Genomic DNA, 15,778 nt, shown 5'->3' with positions numbered 1-15,778 from the left:
TGAGAAAGACGCGCATTGTACGCAAAAATATGCGCCTTATATAGATTATTTATTTATTTGGTTTATAAGCAGCCTGCACATCAAGCAGCCTGCGTCGCCGCCACCCATTGCTGCTGTTTTGCCAACGCCTTACCGCTGATTAAGGCTTCACGCGCCATGCTCACGCCATCGTGCAGGCTGCTTGCCACGTTTGCCGCATACAAACACGCCGCCGCGTTGAGCAACACAATGTCACGCGCCACATCGGGTGCAGCATTGTTCAACACCGCGTTCATCAACGCCAACGATTCGCTGGCATTGTTTACTTTCAGCGCGTCCAAATTCGCATAAACAGGCAAGCCAAATTCTTCGGGTGAGATGTCGTATTCACGGATTGTGCCGTTGTGCAATTCGGCAATGCGCGTTGAACCTGTTACCGTGATTTCGTCCAAGCCATCGCTGCCATGCACCACCAAAACGTGTTCCGAACCCAGTTGTTGCAACACACGCGACAAAATGCCACACAAGTCCACATGGAACACACCCAATAGTTGATTTTTCGCGCCAGCAGGATTGGTTAGCGAGCCCAGAATATTGAAAATCGTGCGAAAACCCAATGCCTTACGCACAGGCGCAACATAACGCATTGCCGTGTGATGATGTTGCGCGAACATAAATCCCACGCCACATTCGGCGATTTGCTGCGCGATGCGTTCGGGCGATTGCGCCAAGTTCACGCCCATTTGCTCCAACACATCAGCCGCACCGCTTGATGACGACACCGAACGTCCGCCGTGTTTTGCCACTTTTGCGCCAGCCGCCGCCGCTACAAACATAGACGTGGTAGAAATATTAAACGTTTTTGCACCATCGCCGCCTGTGCCAACAATGTCTACCAAATTTTGCGTAGATTGCGCAGGCACTTGCGTGGCAAATTCGCGCATCACGCTGGCGGCAGCGGCAATTTCCGACACCGTTTCTACTTTGACGCGCAAGCCAACCAAAATGCCTGCAATTTGTTCGGGCAACACTTCGCCACGCATGATTTGGCGCATTAAGTCTTGCATTTCGTCATAGAACAATTCGTTGTTGTCAATCAATCGGGCTAGGGCTTGTTGAGGGGTAATCATGTTGATTTCTTTCGTTGTGATGAATAAAGTAAACAAAATAAAAAAGCAGCCTGCATTTTTTTGATGCGTATAAATAATCAGTGCAGGCTGCTTTTTAGGCCACCACCGACCACGCAATCTCTTCGCCAGCGCACATTGGCACAACCTCAAACTCCCCAAACGCCACACTTTCAGGCACACGCTGCGGCTGTTTCGCCAATGTGATTGTGCGCGAATTTTCAGGCAGACCATAAAAATGCGCCCCGTTTTGGCTGGCAAACGCTTCCAGTTTATCCAACGCGCCAGCCTGTTCAAAAATCTGCGCGTACAACTCAATCGCCGTTATCGCGCTAAACATTCCTGCACAACCACAAGCATTTTCTTTCGCGTGTTTCGGGTGCGGCGCACTATCCGTTCCCAAGAAAAATTTGTGCGATTTGTCGCCAGTTACCGTGTCAATCAAGGCTTGGCGATGCGTTTCGCGTTTAATAATCGGCAAGCAATAAAAATGCGGACGAATGCCGCCCACTAAAATATGATTGCGGTTATACATCAAATGTTGCGGCGTAACCGTTGCTGCCACATTGTCGCCCGATTCGCAAACCAATTTTGCCGCTTCTGCAGTCGTAATGTGTTCAAAAACGACTTTTAAATTCGGTACTTGCGCCAAAACTGGTTTCATGATTTTTTCAATGAACACGGCTTCACGGTCAAAAATATCAATGTCCGCATCGGTAACTTCGCCATGCGCCAAAAACAAAATGCCCTGCGCCGCCATTTCCTGCAAAACGGGAATCAACTTAAATAAATCGGTTACGCCGCTATCGGAATTAGTCGTCGCGCCTGCTGGGTACAATTTGAACGCGACAATACCAGCCGCTTTTGCTTCCCGCACCAATTCGGGCGTGGTTTTGTCGGTCAAATACAAACACATCAACGGCTCAAATTCGCAATCGGCTGGCACGGCTGCCTGAATTTGCTGTTTGTATGCCAAGGCTTGTGCGACTGTGGTAACAGGCAGTTTCAAATTCGGCATAATCAAAGCGCGACCCATTTGACGCGCGGTGTACGGCACAACCGATTTCAACGCTTCGCCGTCACGGACGTGCAAATGGAAATCATCGGGCTGGATAATGGTTAGGGTTTGCATGGTTGCTCCTTATTTTTTAGCACAAACGGTTAAAGGCATATCAAATGAATCGAATTCTTGCTGGTTTACATTGACCACAAATTGCGCTCTTGACCAGCCAAGTGCTTTCATGTATTCCAATCCTTCGGTATCTTTGACGCAGCTACTGGTCATAACCATTAAACGTACAGCGGTACGAACCAACTGATTGGCTTCGGCATCTTGCAATTCATCAAAACGCTTTTCGGGAACGGTCATCGTCAAAGTGTATACCAACGCTTCTTTGCCCGAATCGCTTACCATCAATGAATCGATACCAGGTTTATTTTGCACTTGTTTTGTCATGTACACATTGGCAATCTTGACCATTAAATCGCGCAAATTCAGTTTGTCTTCTGCACTCATATTGGCTATTTGACTGACCCGTATGCTGGTGTTAGCAGATGATTCGCTGGTCGCTTTTTTTTGCCCACGCAAGTTGTGCTAGCATCAAAGCAATACATAAACCAGATAAAATATTCTTTAATTTCATGATGATTCCTTGTTAATCAAAAATAAAAAAGTGCAGGCTGCTTTTGCGATTATTTGCGTTTAACCACCAAAGTGAACACGCCATTTTCTTCGCTGCTTTGCAGCAGTTCGTGTCCTGTGTGTTTACAAAATGCGGCAAAGTCATCGGGCGCACCGGCATCGGTTGCCAGCACGGTCAAAATCGTGCCGCTGGGCAAGGTTGCCAATGCTTTTTTGGTACGCAAAATCGGGAGTGGGCATTTTAAGCCGCTTAAATCCAGTAAGGTTTCGTTGTTCATGTGCAGGTTGCTTTCGTTGAATTTTAAAGTTGCTACTTTGTCTAAATTTTGTTAAAATTTATTAAGATTATTGGTGAATAGTTTATAAAAAATAATAACTTGGAGATTTAAATCATGCCATTTCAAAAAAGTATTCAAATTTTGCAAAATATTGAAGGACTGGACGGCGCAATTATTGTCAATTTTCACAGCAAAGAACTGTTGGCAAAAACACCAAATTGTCGCTATCCGATTGAAAGCATCGTAGAAATTTGCGCTCGAACCATTACTAACCAACAACTGTGTATGCTGGATTTGGAATTGCACGATGTGGTAGAAAACATGGTAACGACCACGGCTACGTATCATTATATTCATTATTTGCCGTCTTATTTTGACAATGTGGTGATTTATGCCATTGTGCGCCGAACCGCGATGCTGCCGATTATTTTCCGTGCGCTGGAAGATGCAGGCGATGCAATGCGGAGTTAAATCCAGTATTTGTGCAGGCTGCTTTTGAATGTTCAAAGCAGCCTGCACTTTTTTATGCTTGATTTTTAAACCACATACCCAAGCCATAGCACAGAACGCCCAGTGCGCCAGATAGCAAAAACACCAGCCCTTTTTTGCGCGAATTGGGGCAAAAGTAATATATCGCCAAGCTGAAACTGAAAAAAATTGCTGCGGCAATCCAGCCGAGTTTGGGGCTGTCTTTGTAGCGGTCTAGCGTGTAGATTTCGCTCAACACGACATACATTTGCCACAAAACGGTAAAACTAATCAATGCGATACCGCTTAATAAAAATAAGGCGGCGTAGTCTAAATTGCTCATTTTGTTTACTCATTAAAAGCAGCTTACCCTTTTGTCCAAATTTTTGATTTGGGTATAAAAGGGGTATGCCGTAGGCAGGCATTTCCTTTTAAAACAAAAATTGCAGGCTGCTTTTTATTATTTCTGATGATATTGACGCGACAATTCGTGAACCGTATCCACCAAAATTTTCGCGTGTTCAGGGGCTGCGTGTTGGTTGATGCCGTGTCCCAAATTGAAAACGTGTCCCGAACCGTTGCCAAAATCCGCCAAAATTCGTGCTGCTTCTGCTTTAATCGCATCGGGCGTACCAAACAGCGCAAACGGGTCAAAATTGCCTTGCAACGCCACTTTGTCGCCCACACGCGCACGAGCTTGGGCGATATTCGTTGTCCAATCCAAGCCCAAAGCGTCCGCACCGCTTTGAGCCATGCTTTCCAGCCATTGACCGCCGCCTTTTGTGAACACAATCACAGGCACACAGCGATTTTCGTTTTCGCGTTTCAAACCGCTAATGATTTGTTTCATATAGCGCAAACTGAACGCTTGGAACGCGACATCGCTCAACACGCCACCCCAAGTATCAAAAATTTGCACCGCTTGTGCGCCGTGTGCGATTTGTTCGTTTAAATACGCGGTTACGGCTTGCGCGTTCACGTCCAAGATTTTGTGCAACAAATCGGGGCGGCTGTACATCATGGTTTTAATCGTGCGAAATTCTTTGCTGCTGCCGCCTTCCACCATGTAACACGCCAAGGTAAACGGGCTGCCCGAAAAACCAATCAACGGCACGCGACCATTCAATGCGCTGCGAATGGATTTTACTGCGTCAAACACATAGCGCAAATTCGCCATATCAGGCACGCGCAGCGCGTTTACATCGGCTTCGGTTTGGATTGGTTTGGTGAACTTTGGGCCTTCGCCTGTTTCAAAATACAAGCCCAAACCCATTGCATCAGGCACAGTCAAAATGTCAGAAAACAAAATCGCCGCGTCCAAATCAAAGCGTTCTAGCGGCTGAATGGTGACTTCGGTGGCGAAATCGGTGTTTTTGCACAAATCCATAAATCCGCCAGCTTGGGCGCGAGTGGCGCGGTATTCTGGCAAATAGCGTCCTGCTTGGCGCATCATCCAAATGGGTGTGTAATCAACAGGTTGGCGCAACAAGGCGCGGAGAAAAGTGTCGTTGTGTAAGGGTGTCATGGTGTTACATTCCGTTGCGTTAAGAGCGCGAATTATAGCAGTTTTTGGTGCAGGCTGCCTGCAAGTCGTGCTGCAACTGTTGGCGTTGGCTGGCTTGGCTCAACTGCGCGGCGTGCACCACAAACAAGTCTTCGGCGCGGTCGGCAAGCGTGGTAATTTTGGCGTATTGAATGTTGATGCCGTGTTGCGCCATCACTTCGCTTAAATCGGCAAGCAAATAGGGGCGATTGGCGGCAACAATGTCCAACGTGTAAAGCGCGGGATTGGTTTCGTGCGCTTCCAAAATAATGTGCGGCGCAATCGGCTGCCAACGGGCGCGGCGGCTGGGTTGCGATTGTCGCGTTTTATTAGGCAACCACGTTTGCGCGATAAATTGCGATAGCGCAAGTTGCAGGCTGCTTTGTATGCGTTCGGCATCGCTTTCTTGCGCTTGTTCGGGCAAATTAACCACAAAAGTATTGAGCGCGTATCGGTGCGAGGTGGTAAAAATCCGTGCGGCAACAATGTCTAAATTTTGCTGACTAAATAGCTGGCAAAGCTGGGTAAACAAGCGGTCGCGGTCGGGCAAATACACAAATAATTGCAGGCTGCCTTCGGCTTGGTGCGGACGAATGGCAAACGTGGGCGTGTCGGGTTGTTTAAGCAAATGCGGCAACTGCCATTGGCCGATATTGCTCGGGTGTCGCGCAAAATAGGCATCGCCCAAACGCGCAAATAATTGGCGAATATCGGACGGCGCGTAATCTTGTTGGCGCAAATAATGAAACGCGATTTCTTGTTGATTATCGGGCAACACGCAATGCAGGCTGCCTGATAATTCGGCGCGAGTGGCGTGATACAGCGTTTGCAACAACTGCGCTTTCCAAGTGTTCCAAATTTTGGGATTCGTGCCACGCATATCGGCAACGGTGAGCAAATACAGTGCGTTCAAACGTTCAAAGGTTTGCACTTTTTGGGCGAACTGGCGCACTACTTCTGGGTCTTGAATGTCTTGTTTTTGCGCGGTTAAAGACATCAACAAATGCTCTTGCACCAGCCATGCTAACATTTCACTCTCTTCGGCTGGCAAATGGTGGTCGGCAGCAAAACGCAGGGCATCGGTAACGCCCAATTTGGCATGGTCGCCATTTCTGCCTTTGGCGATGTCGTGAAACAGTGCCGCCAAATACAGCAAATGTGGTCGCGTGAAGCGTTGCATCAGGTTGCTGGCAAACGGCAATTCATCGCTAAATTGCTCCATCGTTAAACGGCGCATATTGCGAAGCACCATTAAGATATGGTCGTCCACAGGATAAATGTGGAACAAATCGTGCTGCAACAGACCCACAATTTTGTGCCAATCGGGCAAGTATCGCGCCAACATGCCGTATAAATTCAAAAAACGCATAATCCGCGTTAAGCCTGCGCCTGCTTTGAAAAACGTCAAAAATTGGGCGCGATGTTGTTCGTTGGCATAAAACGAATCGTCTATATGGCGCACCGTTGCCCACCATGCACGCAAGGTTTTGGGCGCAATGCCGTCTAAATCGCGCCGACTTTGCCAAATTTGCAATATCGTGAACAAATGTGCAGGCTGCTTTTGAAACAACTGCAAATCTTTGGCGGCGATTTTGTTGCCTACTTGAAAATAATGCGCGTCCAAATCATGCACCATGCGCGGCAAACTGGACGACACGCGCCCACGCAACATCGGAATCAAAATGCCGTTGAGCTGCATCACAGTTTTGGCGGTGCGATAACAATCACGCATCAAGCGTTCTATGCCTGCTTGTTTATCGGGGCGACACAAATCGCGGTTTTGCGCCAATGTGCTTTGTAAATCAAAAATTAAGCGGTCTTCTTCACGCCCTGCTGCCAAGTGCAATTCAATGCGAATTTGTGCCAAATGCCGATGACTGCTGCGGAGCAAACCTGCTTCAATGCGTGTGATAATTTTGTCGCGCGACAAGGCATAAAAATCAGTTGGTAAACCTTGCGCTCGAGCAAGCCACATCATCGTGTGAATATCGCGCAAGCAGCCTGCACCGTTTTTGATGTTCGGTTCAAGCGGCAAACCTTGATATTTATCGTGGCGATATTGCATTTCCAGCAGCTTGCTATCTATGAACGCCACCACATTGCGTTGGGCGTTCCAATGCGCGATAACTTGTTGTGCGAACGCCGCATCGCCGCACAAAAATCGCGCTTCCAAAAACGCCGTGTTGGCAGTCAAATCTTGCTCGGCAGCGGCAGATAATTGGTGCAGGCTGCCTGTTTTAACGGCTGGCGTTAATTGCGCGTCCCACATTTGTTGCACAAATTGTGCCACTTTTTCTTGTTCGGCATCGGGCAACGGTTCGGGCGACACGATTGCCAAATCCACATCGGAATGCGGATACAATTCGCCACGCCCATAGCCACCAATCGCCAACAAACAGCACGATGACGACACATTCTGCGCCTGCCAAATTTGCTGTACAAACGTGTCCATTGCCTGCGTGTGGGCGCGAAAAAACAAGCGCGGCTGGCGATTGAGCAAATATTGTTCAATCGCCAGCCATTTTTGTTGTTGGAATTGGTCTTGGTAGTGGGTCATGGTGGTATCTCGTCATTTCACTGTATGTAGATTAAGTGGCAACATCATAGCAAAAAGCAGCCTGCACAGGTAAAATCGCCGTTTTCTTAACTGTGCAGGCTGCTTTTTATGCTATACGATTTAATCCGCCCTTTGGTTTTCAATTTTGACCCCGAACAAGCGCATGGCTTAACGCTCAAAACTTTGGCGCGTGCCGAAAAATGTGGCGTGTTGCCGTGTGTTAATCCACACACGCAACCGACTACGCTCATGGGTTTGGCGTTGCCCAATCCGATTGGTTTAGCGGCTGGCATGGACAAAAATGGCGAGTGCATAGATGGTTTGGCGGCATTGGGATTTGGCTTTATAGAAATCGGCACGGTTACGCCACGTCCGCAAGCAGGCAACCCCAAACTGCGCCTGTTTCGCTTGCCCGAGCACCAAGCCATTATCAACCGCATGGGCTTCAACAACGATGGCATAGACCAGATGATTCGCAATATTGCGCGTTCACAATATCGTGGCGTACTGGGCATCAACATCGGCAAAAACGCGACCACGCCCATTGAAAACGCCGCCGATGATTATTTGATTTGCTTGGAAAAAGCCTATGCCCACGCATCGTATATCACGGTAAACATTTCATCGCCCAACACGCAAAACTTACGCTCTTTGCAAGGCGGCGACGAGTTGAGCAAATTATTAACCGCACTCAAAAACAAGCAGGCTGCTTTGGCAACGCAACACAGCCGCTATGTGCCGCTGGCGGTCAAAATCGCGCCCGATTTGGACGAAGCGCAAATTGCCGACATCGCCCATGTGGTGCTGCAAACTGAAATGGACGGCATCATCGCCACCAACACCACGATTGACAAATCCGCATTGGGCGCATCGCCTTTGGCACAAGAAGCAGGCGGATTGAGCGGCGCACCCGTGCGTGAACCGAGCAATCGCGTGTTGAAAGCGTTGGCGCAAGAATTGGCTAGCAAAGTGCCGATTATTGGCGCAGGTGGCGTGTTGAGCGGTAAAGATGCTGCCGAAAAAATCCAACTGGGCGCAACCGCCGTGCAGATTTACAGCGGCATGGTGTATCGCGGACCCGAGCTGGTTAAGGAATGTTTGACGGCGGTGCAGGCTGCTTCGGTTTAATCGCACAAAAGAAAAAAACATGCTACCCATCAACACTATTTACTGCATTGGTCGCAACTATGTCGCCCACATTGCCGAACTCAACAGTGAAACGCCAACCGAACCGCTCATTTTTCTCAAACCCAACAGCAGCGTTTTGGCTGGCAACGTCATCACGCTGCCTGCATTTAGTCAAAATGTGCATTACGAAACCGAATTGGTGGTACAAATCGGACAAGATTGCGAGCAAATCGCGCCCGAAAACGCCATGTCGCTGATTAGCGCGTATGCCGTGGGCTTGGATTTGACCGCGCGAGATGTGCAAGCCGAAGTCAAGCAAAAAGGCTTGCCGTGGACAAAAGCCAAAGCCTTCAAAGGTGCAGCCTGCTTGTCCGACTGGGTGGCCGCCGATAAATTGCCCAGCAACAGCGCGATTGAGTTCACCTTAACGGTAAACGGCGAGCCAAAACAACACGGCAACACCAGTTTGATGATTGATTCGCTACCATTTTTGATTAGCTATTTGGCGGATTTATATGGCTTGAAACGCGGCGATATTGTGTTTACAGGCACACCAGCAGGCGTGGGGCAGCTGCATTCGGTCGATGTGTTGGAGCTGGATTTACATCACAGCTTGGCAACGGCGCGATTTGAAGTGGCGTAATACTGCGACAATTTTCTATCAACAGGAGTAACTCATGTCTCACGTTTTGGTCATTCAACACCCCAATTTGGCGCAATTATCGCTGCCGCACACACAACAGCAATTTGACATCGCCCAACACACTAACGGCAACATTGCGCGTATTCCATTGAACGCAGCAATCGATTTACCCGATGCCGTTCGCATCGAATTGCAGGCTGCTTGTGCCGATTTTGGCGTGTTGCCCGACTGTGCGTTTGGCGACATCAAATTGATTGTGAGCGACATGGACAGCACGCTCATCACGATTGAATGTATAGACGAAATCGCGGCGCAAGCTGGGTTAAAAGAGCAAGTGGCAGAGATTACCGAACGCGCCATGCGTGGCGAATTGGATTTTGAACAATCGCTGCGCAGCCGTGTCGCGCTGCTCAAAGGCATATCCGAAAGCAGCCTGCAAACCGTGTATGACCGCGTTTTGCAATTAAGCGAAGGGGCGGAATTTTTGTTACAAGAATGCCACAAATACGGCGTAACCTTTGTGTTGGTGTCGGGCGGATTCACGTTTTTTACCAACCAACTCAAACAGCGATTGGGTTTTGAACACGCTTTTGCCAACGAATTGGAAGTGGAAAATGGATTGCTCACAGGGCGCGTGCTGGGCAGAGTGATAGACGCGCAAGCCAAAGCCGAGATTTTGGCGCGATTTCGCACACAACTGGGCTGCGAAGTCGCGCAAACGGTGGCGATTGGCGATGGCGCAAACGATATTCCCATGTTGAAAGCCGCGGGTTTAGGCGTGGCGTATCATGCCAAACCGAAAACCCAAGCTGTTGCCGATTTGGCGATTAACCATTTGGGTTTACAGGCTTTGCGTGGGTGGTTTAGATAAGCGTGAACATAAAAAAAGTGCAGGCTGCTTTTGAGTGTATTTCAAAAGCAGCCTGCACTTTGTTTAGGCAATCAATTAGAATAAATCGCCCGTTGCATCGGTAGCAGGTGCAGCACCTGTATTGCGATTACCACCCGAATTGTTGCGTCTGTTGCCAGTAGATTCTGGCGCAGGCGCAGGAGTTTCGGTGTTGCTATTTTGTGGCACTGCTGGTGTATTGGTTACACCAACTGGTGCGTCGCCTTCCAACGCGGTTTCATTGACGATTTCTTCTGTATCGGCATTGCGTGCAGCAGGAACATTAGAAATACCTGCAAAGTCGCGCTGTTTCACACCGTTTAAGGCATAACGCATATAGTTAATCCAAATCGGTAAAGCCAGTGTACCACCAAAGCCACGTCGTCCCATGCTTCTTGGCTTGTCGTAGCCCACATAAACAGCCGTCACAATTTTGGGGGTGTAGCCGACAAACCATGCGTCTTTAAAGTCATTGGTTGTACCCGTTTTACCCGCAACATCACTGCGATTTAAAGACAAGGCAGCGCGTGCTGTGCCGCGTTGTACCACATCACGCAAAATAGAATTCATGGTCGCTGCATTGCCTGCTGCAATCACACGAGTAGCATTTTGACCTGCTACCAAAGGTTGCATTTGTGCAACCAAATTGTCTTTGCTGTCATAAATTTTATCCAAAATATGAGTCGCAATTTTGTAGCCACCATTGGCAAAAACAGCATAGCCTTCTGCCATTTGCAATGGTGTGGCTTGACCTGCACCCAATGCCAAAGATAAAGTGGTTGGTATTTGGTCAGGTTTAAAACCAAAGTTTTTGGCAATGTAATCACGCGCATAGCGAACACCCATGGTTTGTAAGATGCGAACGGAAACAGTATTTTTGGAGCGCGTCAATGCAGAGCGTAGTGTAATCATGCCAGCATAATTACCGTCCGAGTTTTTAGGTTGCCAGCCTGCAATATTGAGTGGCGCATCTTCTACCATGGTTTCAGCGTTATAGCCTTTCGCTAAAAATGCAGAGTAAACAAAGGGTTTAAAGGTTGAGCCAGGTTGGCGAATGCCTTGTGCAGCACGGTTAAAACTTTTGTAGTGGAAGTCGTAACCACCCACCATGGCACGAATTGCGCCTGTTTCTGCGTCAATCGATACCAATGCACCTTGGATTTCGGGTTGTTGTGTAATAATCCAGCCATTGCCCGATTTGCTTACTCGAATCATCGAACCGACTTTAAGCGCGGTATCACCAGCTTTTTCGCTATTGATAAAGTTTCTGGCTGCACCTAATCTTCCAGCAGAAATGCTTGCTTTCTTGCCGCCAGCCATATAAAACGTGATGCCATTTTTGGTGCTGGCTTGCGTAATAATGGCAGGAATCAAGCCTTCTACTGTATAAGTGTTGGACAAAAATTGCTCGATTTCTGTTTCCATATTTTCTTCGGTAACATGGCTTAAATCTAATTGCTGTTCTGCGCCACGATATGCGCTGCCACGGTCAAATGAGCGCAAAGCACTGCGTAAAGCGCGTGTGGCTGAAGCTTGTTGTTTGGAATCAACAGTTGTGTAAACTTTGAAGCCACGTGTATAGGCATCTTCGCCGTATCGAGCATACAAATCTTGTCGCGCCATTTCTGCAACGTATAACGAATCTTGGTTAATATCTATTCGATGACGTTCATAGTGCAATTTTTCTGCCAGTGCTTCTTGATGCTGGGTGGGGGTAATCATGCCCAATTCAAGCATATTATTTAAAATATACTCTTGGCGTAGGCGCGCTCTTTCTGGATTGACAATCGGATTGAATGCAGAAGGTGCTTTGGGTAGCCCCGCCAAAATGCTTGCTTCTGCCAAAGTTAAATCGTTTACATCTTTATTGAAGTAGATTTTGGCTGCCGAAGCAAAACCATAAGCGCGTTGTCCAAGATAAATTTGGTTGAAATACAGTTCCAAAATTTGGTCTTTGGTTAGCGTGCGTTCAATTTTGTATGCTAATAACGCTTCGTTAAACTTACGGGTTAGCGTGCGTTCATTGGTTAAATAAAAATTGCGTGCGACTTGTTGTGTAATCGTACTTGCGCCAGATTGCACGCCACCAGATTGCAAGTTACCAATAACAGCACGAGCAATACCAATTAAATCCACTCCCCAGTGTTCACGGAAACGCTTATCTTCGGCTGCAATAACCGCATTTTTAAGATTTTCTGGAAAAAGATTGATGGTTGTGAAAGCACGACGTTCATCGCCATAAGTGCCGATAATCACATTATCAGAAGAATAGATGGTTAAGGGTTCTTTGGGTTGGTAGTTTCGCACTTGGCTTAACTCGGGCAGTTTAGGGTAAGTGACCAAAACTGCAACAGCAATAAGCCCAATTGCAAATAAAAATAAGCCAAATAATAGGCCAAATAAAGTGGTAAGCAAGTTTTTAATCATGATTTTCCGTTTAATTTAAATTAAAGTTGCCATTTGTTTTTTAAAATAAAGTAAAATAACTCATGTCTTTTGTTATTTAAGTAAACCTAAACAGCAGGCTGCATTATAAATGTTTTATGCCTAGAGTAAGGATTTAAAATTATGCGTTTTAAAAAAACTGAAAAAAATACAAGCAATAAAGCTGCAAACGCTACCAGTGGACGTAGTGTAATTGGCTTAGATATCGGACAGGGTGGTATCCGTATGGTACAGCTATCTGGTCGTAGTTTAAGCCAGGTGCAGTTAGAGAAATATGCGATGGTAACCCTGCCTAGCAATGTAATTTCTGGTACAGAAGTGGTCGATTTCGAGCAGCTTGTCTCTCATTTGCAACAATGCTACAGCAAGCTGAAAACGAATTGCAAACAGGTTAATATTTCTTTACCCACTAGCTCAGTTACGATTGAAGATGATGTTCGCTTCAATCCGGAGGAGAGCGAAATTTCGTTGCAAGAAATGGTGGAGTCGGAAGTGAGCCGTGTAGGTGCTTTGGATTCGATGAATTACGACTGGTACGAAATGTCGCAAAACGCCAAAACTGGCGAGCAGCGTATTTTGGTGGTAGCGGCTAAAACAGAAGATGTAGATCGCTGTTCTGATTTATTGGATGAAATTGGTTTGCAAGCAACTAATGTTGATGTGGATTTGTTTGCGATTGCTAATGCCTTTGCATACGCAGACCAAGGTGAACAATTTGCGGATAGCAAGGTTTTGTTGGTTGATGTGGGTGATGTTAATATGCGTGCATTGGTAGTAGAAAAAGGTACGATTTTATTCCGCCACGAAAGCCACTTGGGTTTGGAGCAGTTGGTTCAGTTGGTGCAACGCAATTATCAATGCGGTGATGCTGAGGCTTTAGCTATGATTTATGGTGAAATGGGTCGCCCAGCTGATTATCATAATATGATTACTCATGATTTTAATATGCAAATTGCTCAAGAAGTGCAACGTGCATTGCAATTTTTCTTAGCGACGCAAAGTATGGATCAAGGGAATGATATTAGACAGATTTTTGTTAGTGGTGTAGGTTGTACAGGTGCGGCTGGTTTGGATGATGCGATTTATGCTCAAACCAGTATCGCGACTCAGCAGATTGCGCCAGCTTCGCTTGCTGTAAATAAATTAAAAACAGATGAAGCAAGATTTGCACAAGATGCAAATTCTTTAACAATGGCATTTGGTTTGGCATTGAGAGGGTTGGTTTAATATGAATTTGATTAAGATTAACTTGCTTCCCTATCGTGAGATGGAAGAGCAAAAGAAAAAGAAACAATTTCGAACAATCATGGTAATTGGTGCAGCAGCAGGTTTGGTTGCTGCGGGTCTGATTTACTCATCATTGGCTGGTATGATACTGAATCAGCAGGGGCGTAACGAAAGTTTGCAGGCTGGTATTGCCACGCTAGATAAAGAATTGGAAGAAATTAAAACGCTCAATGAGCAAAAACGTAATTTTTTGGAACGTCGTCAACGTATCGCAGAATTGGATAATAAGCGATTTGAGGGTGCGCGAATTATTGATACATTAAATCAACTTGTTCCCGACGGTGCTTATTTGTTGTCTTTGAAAGGCGATGCTTCTAAGAATTTGGTAAGTAATAAGTATGCTATTACTGGTAAAGCGATTAGCGATAACAAAGTTGCTGTTTTAATGACTGCTTTACCAAGTACGGGTATTTTTGAACAGCCAGAATTGGTGAAAATTGAAAAAACCGATGATGGTCAACAATTTATCTTGAATGCATTATTATTGGAACAAAAAGTGATTGTTCCTGATGTGGTGGGTGGTGGTGCATCTGTTTCATCAGGTGCAGCAGCTGCGTCGGTAACATCAACACCTGCTACAAGTGCATCGGGAGGTAAATAAAGATGAGTAATAAATTTGATATCAATAAGTTGCACTTACAACCTAAACCTGTTCAGTTTTTAGCTGCGATTGTTGTGGCGGTGGTGTTGGTGGTAATCGGTTATTTTGTGTTTTTCCAGACTCAATGGACTGAATTAACTGATGCGCAAGCAAAAGAAGAAGAGTTAAAAACAGAATATTCTGAAAAAAGTATTCGTGCTGCGAGCTTGGATAATTTGAAATTGGAATTGCAACAAATTGAGGCATCAACCCAAGTTCTGTTAAAGCAATTACCAACAAGTGCAGAAATTCCAACGTTAATTCAGGAGCTGCATCAGGCTGCTGCAAAAAATGGTTTGACCATGAGTGCTATTGCACCTGAACAAAAAGTGACGGAAGGTCCTGTGGAGCGCTTGCCATTCAGTATTTCTGTTGCGGGCAATTATGATCAAATTGCACAATTTGTTCGAGATGTGGGGCAAATGTCGCGCATTGTGACTTTGGCAAATATTTCTTTATCACAAGCAACAGATGATAAGAACAAAGGTCAAGGCAAATTAGTATTTACAGCGATGGCGAATACGTATAAAGCTTTGGATGTTTCGGAAATGGCTTCAGCAGCAAGTGCTGCATCTGCGGCCAAGTAGTATCTCCAATATCGAATCAAACAGGAAACAATAATGAAAGTTAAATTATTTTTGATGTCAGCACTAGTGCTGGCAGGCTGTTCTGAACAGTATGGGGATTTGCAAGAGTGGATGAGTCAAGCAAGAGCAGAGGCAAAAACAAAAGTTCGCCCTGTTGAGCCTTTGGCACCGATTGAACCCGTTACTTATTTTGCACCTCAAATTACAGGGCCGAATGCGTTTAATATGCAACGTATGAAAGCAGCTTTCCAAAATGGTAATGCGCCAGATTTGAACCGAAGTAAAGAATTGCTAGAAAATTATAGCCTAGAGAATTTACGGTATGTTGGTTCAATTGGTACACCTGGTTCATTATCGGCTTTGATTGAAATCCAAGTAAATGGAGAGCCACACGTTTACACAGTGAAGCAAGGCAATTATTTGGGACAAAATTTTGGTCGTATCTCTAAAATTACAGCGGATAAAATTGATTTGGTTGAAACTGTAGAAGATACGTATGGAAATTGGGTCAATCGACCAGCAGAGTTGCTGCCTATGACAGATGCAGCTGCTACTGCTAAATAAA

At 46.2% G+C, this 15,778-nt stretch carries 16 protein-coding genes; 8 read left to right on the top strand and 8 right to left on the bottom strand.

Going from position 1 to position 15,778, the window contains the following annotated elements; genetic code table 11:
* Positions 1–80: 80 nt before the first annotated feature.
* The 4 genes from trpD to BQ5809_RS00880 form a co-directional block, all read right to left on the bottom strand.
* Positions 81–1,109 (bottom strand): anthranilate phosphoribosyltransferase, encoded by a 1,029-nt coding sequence (gene trpD, locus BQ5809_RS00895; protein WP_032827670.1) that lies wholly within the window; start codon positions 1,107–1,109, stop codon positions 81–83.
* Positions 1,110–1,203: 94 nt separating this feature from the next.
* The gene (pyrC, locus tag BQ5809_RS00890) at positions 1,204–2,238 is read right to left on the bottom strand and encodes a dihydroorotase (RefSeq protein ID WP_003785803.1); all 1,035 of its coding nucleotides are present in this window, start codon (positions 2,236–2,238) and stop codon (positions 1,204–1,206) included.
* A 9-nt stretch (positions 2,239–2,247) separates the two neighbouring features.
* Complete coding sequence (locus BQ5809_RS00885) at positions 2,248–2,622, bottom strand: hypothetical protein (protein WP_003785805.1); 375 nt, start codon at positions 2,620–2,622, stop codon at positions 2,248–2,250.
* 176 nt (positions 2,623–2,798) lie between these two features.
* Complete coding sequence (locus BQ5809_RS00880) at positions 2,799–3,026, bottom strand: sulfurtransferase TusA family protein (RefSeq protein WP_003785807.1); 228 nt, start codon at positions 3,024–3,026, stop codon at positions 2,799–2,801.
* Between the two features lie 114 nt (positions 3,027–3,140).
* Here BQ5809_RS00880 and BQ5809_RS00875 point away from each other — a divergent pair, with 114 nt between their 5' ends.
* The gene (locus tag BQ5809_RS00875; protein ID WP_003785809.1) at positions 3,141–3,497 is read left to right on the top strand and encodes a hypothetical protein; all 357 of its coding nucleotides are present in this window, start codon (positions 3,141–3,143) and stop codon (positions 3,495–3,497) included.
* 52 nt (positions 3,498–3,549) lie between these two features.
* On the opposite strand, the gene BQ5809_RS00870 is transcribed toward BQ5809_RS00875, so the two are convergent.
* The 3 genes from BQ5809_RS00870 to glnD form a co-directional block, all read right to left on the bottom strand.
* Complete coding sequence (locus BQ5809_RS00870; RefSeq protein WP_003785811.1) at positions 3,550–3,837, bottom strand: hypothetical protein; 288 nt, start codon at positions 3,835–3,837, stop codon at positions 3,550–3,552.
* A 117-nt stretch (positions 3,838–3,954) separates the two neighbouring features.
* Positions 3,955–5,019, bottom strand: a complete 1,065-nt coding sequence (gene hemE, locus BQ5809_RS00865) for a uroporphyrinogen decarboxylase (protein ID WP_003785813.1) — start codon at positions 5,017–5,019, stop codon at positions 3,955–3,957.
* Between the two features lie 19 nt (positions 5,020–5,038).
* Positions 5,039–7,594, bottom strand: a complete 2,556-nt coding sequence (gene glnD / locus BQ5809_RS00860) for a [protein-PII] uridylyltransferase (protein ID WP_003785815.1) — start codon at positions 7,592–7,594, stop codon at positions 5,039–5,041.
* 108 nt (positions 7,595–7,702) lie between these two features.
* On the opposite strand from glnD, the gene BQ5809_RS00855 reads away from it, so the two are divergent.
* From BQ5809_RS00855 to serB, 3 genes are read left to right on the top strand one after another with little or no spacing between them, the layout of a single operon-like run.
* The gene (locus tag BQ5809_RS00855) at positions 7,703–8,722 is read left to right on the top strand and encodes a quinone-dependent dihydroorotate dehydrogenase (RefSeq protein WP_003785818.1); all 1,020 of its coding nucleotides are present in this window, start codon (positions 7,703–7,705) and stop codon (positions 8,720–8,722) included.
* 19 nt (positions 8,723–8,741) lie between these two features.
* Positions 8,742–9,365 carry a fumarylacetoacetate hydrolase family protein gene (locus tag BQ5809_RS00850; protein ID WP_003785819.1) on the top strand — a complete coding sequence of 208 codons (624 nt, stop codon included), beginning with the start codon at positions 8,742–8,744 and terminating at the stop codon, positions 9,363–9,365.
* A 34-nt stretch (positions 9,366–9,399) separates the two neighbouring features.
* Entirely contained in the window at positions 9,400–10,236 is an 837-nt protein-coding gene (serB, locus tag BQ5809_RS00845) for a phosphoserine phosphatase SerB (RefSeq protein WP_003785820.1), read from the top strand.
* A 75-nt stretch (positions 10,237–10,311) separates the two neighbouring features.
* On the opposite strand, the gene BQ5809_RS00840 is transcribed toward serB, so the two are convergent.
* Positions 10,312–12,681, bottom strand: coding sequence for a penicillin-binding protein 1A (locus BQ5809_RS00840; RefSeq protein WP_003785821.1), 2,370 nt, complete (start codon positions 12,679–12,681; stop codon positions 10,312–10,314).
* 141 nt (positions 12,682–12,822) lie between these two features.
* On the opposite strand from BQ5809_RS00840, the gene pilM reads away from it, so the two are divergent.
* Genes pilM through BQ5809_RS00820 form a run of 4 tightly spaced genes read left to right on the top strand, consistent with a single transcriptional unit; the run spans position 12,823 to position 15,777 of the window.
* On the top strand, positions 12,823–13,926 hold the full coding sequence (gene pilM / locus BQ5809_RS00835) for a type IV pilus biogenesis protein PilM (RefSeq protein WP_003785822.1): 1,104 nt from the start codon (positions 12,823–12,825) through the stop codon (positions 13,924–13,926).
* A gap of 1 nt (position 13,927) precedes the next feature.
* On the top strand, positions 13,928–14,587 hold the full coding sequence (locus BQ5809_RS00830) for a PilN domain-containing protein (RefSeq protein ID WP_003785824.1): 660 nt from the start codon (positions 13,928–13,930) through the stop codon (positions 14,585–14,587).
* A 2-nt stretch (positions 14,588–14,589) separates the two neighbouring features.
* Positions 14,590–15,213 (top strand): type IV pilus inner membrane component PilO, encoded by a 624-nt coding sequence (locus tag BQ5809_RS00825; RefSeq protein ID WP_003785825.1) that lies wholly within the window; start codon positions 14,590–14,592, stop codon positions 15,211–15,213.
* A gap of 33 nt (positions 15,214–15,246) precedes the next feature.
* On the top strand, positions 15,247–15,777 hold the full coding sequence (locus BQ5809_RS00820; RefSeq protein WP_003785826.1) for a pilus assembly protein PilP: 531 nt from the start codon (positions 15,247–15,249) through the stop codon (positions 15,775–15,777).
* Position 15,778: the final 1 nt, after the last annotated feature.

It is taken from the genome of Kingella kingae ATCC 23330 (genome assembly GCF_900111845.1).
GTDB lineage: Bacteria > Pseudomonadota > Gammaproteobacteria > Burkholderiales > Neisseriaceae > Kingella > Kingella kingae.
This window is presented reverse-complemented; position numbering and strand designations above follow the sequence as displayed.

Excerpts from the sequence above, each read along its gene's own strand:
- BQ5809_RS00875 (WP_003785809.1), top strand. The coding sequence starts at position 3,141 with ATGCCATTTCAAAAAAGTATTCAAATTTTGCAAAATATTGAAGGACTG.
- BQ5809_RS00855 (WP_003785818.1), top strand. The coding sequence starts at position 7,703 with ATGCTATACGATTTAATCCGCCCTTTGGTTTTCAATTTTGACCCCGAA.
- BQ5809_RS00850 (WP_003785819.1), top strand. The coding sequence starts at position 8,742 with ATGCTACCCATCAACACTATTTACTGCATTGGTCGCAACTATGTCGCC.
- BQ5809_RS00840 (WP_003785821.1), bottom strand. The coding sequence starts at position 12,681 with ATGATTAAAAACTTGCTTACCACTTTATTTGGCCTATTATTTGGCTTA.
- BQ5809_RS00880 (WP_003785807.1), bottom strand. The coding sequence starts at position 3,026 with ATGAACAACGAAACCTTACTGGATTTAAGCGGCTTAAAATGCCCACTC.
- trpD (WP_032827670.1), bottom strand. The coding sequence starts at position 1,109 with ATGATTACCCCTCAACAAGCCCTAGCCCGATTGATTGACAACAACGAA.
- BQ5809_RS00820 (WP_003785826.1), top strand. The coding sequence starts at position 15,247 with ATGAAAGTTAAATTATTTTTGATGTCAGCACTAGTGCTGGCAGGCTGT.
- serB (WP_003785820.1), top strand. The coding sequence starts at position 9,400 with ATGTCTCACGTTTTGGTCATTCAACACCCCAATTTGGCGCAATTATCG.
- hemE (WP_003785813.1), bottom strand. The coding sequence starts at position 5,019 with ATGACACCCTTACACAACGACACTTTTCTCCGCGCCTTGTTGCGCCAA.
- pilM (WP_003785822.1), top strand. The coding sequence starts at position 12,823 with ATGCGTTTTAAAAAAACTGAAAAAAATACAAGCAATAAAGCTGCAAAC.
- BQ5809_RS00825 (WP_003785825.1), top strand. The coding sequence starts at position 14,590 with ATGAGTAATAAATTTGATATCAATAAGTTGCACTTACAACCTAAACCT.
- pyrC (WP_003785803.1), bottom strand. The coding sequence starts at position 2,238 with ATGCAAACCCTAACCATTATCCAGCCCGATGATTTCCATTTGCACGTC.
- BQ5809_RS00830 (WP_003785824.1), top strand. The coding sequence starts at position 13,928 with ATGAATTTGATTAAGATTAACTTGCTTCCCTATCGTGAGATGGAAGAG.
- BQ5809_RS00885 (WP_003785805.1), bottom strand. The coding sequence starts at position 2,622 with ATGAGTGCAGAAGACAAACTGAATTTGCGCGATTTAATGGTCAAGATT.
- glnD (WP_003785815.1), bottom strand. The coding sequence starts at position 7,594 with ATGACCCACTACCAAGACCAATTCCAACAACAAAAATGGCTGGCGATT.
- BQ5809_RS00870 (WP_003785811.1), bottom strand. The coding sequence starts at position 3,837 with ATGAGCAATTTAGACTACGCCGCCTTATTTTTATTAAGCGGTATCGCA.